This window comes from Acidovorax sp. KPB24-07 (assembly GCF_057543315.1).
Genome location: NZ_BAAJYS010000468.1, coordinates 1 through 2,371, shown reverse-complemented (window position 1 = coordinate 2,371; position 2,371 = coordinate 1). Strand labels below are relative to the sequence as shown.

At 72.8% G+C, this 2,371-nt stretch carries 2 protein-coding genes; both read right to left on the bottom strand.

Features of this window, described 5'->3' with window-relative positions; genetic code table 11:
• Positions 1–73 precede the first annotated feature (73 nt).
• The gene (locus AC27IQ_RS22665) at positions 74–478 is read right to left on the bottom strand and encodes a hypothetical protein (RefSeq protein ID WP_284431424.1); all 405 of its coding nucleotides are present in this window, start codon (positions 476–478) and stop codon (positions 74–76) included.
• A gap of 157 nt (positions 479–635) precedes the next feature.
• On the bottom strand, positions 636–2,371 hold a 1,736-nt coding region (locus tag AC27IQ_RS22660; RefSeq protein ID WP_487090884.1), incomplete at its 5' end, for a glycoside hydrolase family 94 protein.

The following is a 2,371-nucleotide window of genomic DNA, read 5'->3' as shown; positions in this document are numbered from 1 at the left end:
TCGGCTGATCAGGCCCGGCGGTGGGCCCAGGTGCTGAGGCCCGGGGCCCCGCCATGCCAGGCCGGGATGACGCTCAGGCGGGGTCCTTCGCCACCTCGCGCCCGCGGCGGCGCCAGTCGATGAACCAGGCCATGAACGGCAGGATGAGCATGGAGCCGGGCACCACCCACACCAGCAGGTAGGGGCTGACCGACGAGGCCGAGCGCATCACGCTGCGCAGCCGGTCTCGCTCCTCGGCCGTCCACAGCCCCTGGCGGCGCTGCTGGACCAGCCACGTCACCGACCCCTTCATGGTGGCCAGTTCCTTGAGGAAGCGGTTCTTCTCCCGGTTGCTGCCCGCCAGGAAGGCGCAGAACCATTCCGGTGCGCACTCGACGCGGCGCTGCAGGGCCGCGGCGGACGCGGGATCGGACGCCTGCGTCAGGGCGGTGTCGGGCGGAAGCGGGGGCTCCGGATCGTGGGGAGAAGCGGTGGTCATGGGTTGGGGGGCGTTCACTGCGCAGTGCCGGGCGGGTTGCCTGCAGGCGTGCCCTCCGACTGTGCCACAGAGCGAAATCCATGGTGGGCCAGAGTGTACTGAGTGTCTGTATTTAAATACAGTATGGGCGGGCTTTGGTGCACGGGGCGCACCGCGATCAGAGCGTCAGCAGCAAATCATGCCCCCCACCGTCGAGCGGCACGCGCACGCCGCTGTCTTCGCAGGGCACGGAGACACCGTCCAGCCAGGCCTGCGGCGGGCCGCCGGCACCCGGGGCACGGGCGACGCGGATCGCGCAGTGGCTGGTGCCGATGGTGACCGTCGCCTCGAACCCCGGCCAGTCCGCAGGAATGCAGGGCCGCACCCGCAGCGCCGTGCCTTCGCGGCGCAGCCCCAGGATGCCTTCGATGCCCGCGCGGTACATCCAGGCGGCCGAGCCGGTGTACCAGGTCCAGCCGCCGCGCCCGGCATGCGGGGGCACGGCATAGACGTCGGCCGCGACCACGTAGGGCTCGACCCGGTAGCGGGCGACCTGCTCGGGCGTGCTGGCGTGCAGGATGGGGTTCACCAGCCGGAACAGCGCGGCGGCCCGGTCGCCATCGCCCTGCTGGGCGAAGGCGAGGATGGACCACATGGCGGCGTGGCTGTACTGGCCGCCGTTCTCGCGCAGGCCGGGCGGGTAGCCCTTGATGTACCCCGGGTCGCGCGGCATCTGGTCGAACGGGGGGGCCAGCAGCAGCGCGAGCCCGTCGTCCTGGCGGATCAGGTGCCGCTCCAGCGAATCCATGGCCTGCGCGGCCCTTTCCGGGTCGGCGGCCCCCGACAGCACGGCCCAGGCCTGGGCGATGGCGTCGATGCGGCATTCCCCGCTGTCCTGCGAGCCCAGCCAGGTGCCGTCGTCGAAGGTGGCGCGGCGGTACCAGGCGCCGTCCCATGCCACCGCCTCGATGGCGGCACGCACCGATTCCGCGTGCGCGCGCCAGAGCGCGGCCCGGGCGTCGTCCCGGCCTTCGGCCAGCGGCGCGAAGAGGGCGACGGTGCGGATCAGCAGCCAGCCCAGCCACACGCTCTCGCCTTGCCCTTCGGCGCCCACGCGGTTCATGCCGTCGTTCCAGTCGCCGGTGCCGATGAGCGGCAGCCCCTGCCGGCCCGTGAGCGCCATGCACTGGTCCAGCGCGCGGGCACAGTGCTCGAACAGCGAGGCCGACTGCCCGGACGGCATGGGCTGGAAGAACGCATCGTGTTCGCCGGGCTGCAATGCGGGGCCTTCGAGGAAGGGCACGGCTTCGTCCAGCACGGCGCGATCGCCCGAGGTGGCGACGTACTCCGCCGCCGCATAGGCCAGCCAGGCGCGGTCGTCCGAGATGCGGGTGCGCACGCCCTGGCCGGAGTGTGGCAGCCACCAGTGCTGCACGTCGCCTTCCGGGAACTGGCGGCCGGCGGCGCGCAGCAGGTGCGCTCGGGTCTGCTCCGGGTGGGTGAAGCGCAGCGCCATCCCGTCCTGCAACTGGTCGCGGAATCCGTAGGCGCCGCTGGCCTGGTAGAAGGCCGCCCGGGCCCAGAGCCGGCAGGCGATGGTCTGGTAGAGCAGCCAGCCGTTGAGCAGGATGTCCATGGCCCGGTCGGGCGTGCGCACCTGCACCGCGCCCAGCGTCTGCCGCCAGCCTGCGGTCACCTGCGCCAGCACGGCATCGAGATCGCAGGTGCGGTAGCGGGCGATGAGCTCCTGCGTGGCCTGCAGCGAGTCGCCTTGCCCCAGCAGGGACACGACCTCCACCGAAGCCCCTGGGGCCAGTTCGACCACGCACTGCAGCGCCGCGCACGGGTCGAGCCCGGCGCCCGTGCGGCCCGACAGCGGCACATGGCCTGTGAGCGCGGCGGGCGCCCCGGGCC

Excerpts from the sequence above, each read along its gene's own strand:
- AC27IQ_RS22665 (WP_284431424.1), bottom strand. The coding sequence starts at position 478 with ATGACCACCGCTTCTCCCCACGATCCGGAGCCCCCGCTTCCGCCCGAC.